This window comes from Pseudomonas sp. DE0010 (genome assembly GCF_007680745.1).
In the GTDB taxonomy this organism is placed as follows: domain Bacteria; phylum Pseudomonadota; class Gammaproteobacteria; order Pseudomonadales; family Pseudomonadaceae; genus Aquipseudomonas; species Aquipseudomonas parafulva_B.
In genome coordinates, this window is the sequence record NZ_VEJQ01000304.1 from 1 (window position 1) to 236 (window position 236).

Annotated in this window: 1 pseudogene; it reads right to left on the reverse strand. The window is 62.3% G+C overall.

The window, feature by feature from the left end:
* A pseudogene (locus FS767_RS22625) lies at positions 1-236 on the reverse strand (TonB-dependent siderophore receptor); the annotation flags it as partial.

The following is a 236-nucleotide window of genomic DNA, read 5'->3' on the forward strand; positions in this document are numbered from 1 at the left end:
TCCAGATTCCAGTAGGTCCAGTCCTGTCCGATGCTGGAACTGCGACGGCCGTAGTGCAGCGGATCGCCGTTTGCGTCGGCTAGCGGCAGGTTGCCCCAGGAGCTGCCGTTGGCGTCGCTGTTGTGCTGGGAGAAACCCAGGGTCAGGGTGTCGGCGTCGCTGAGGTCGAAGGCCACCAGACCGGCCGCTATGTTCTTTTCATGGCCATAGCGATCCAGCCAGGAATTGCCCTTGTC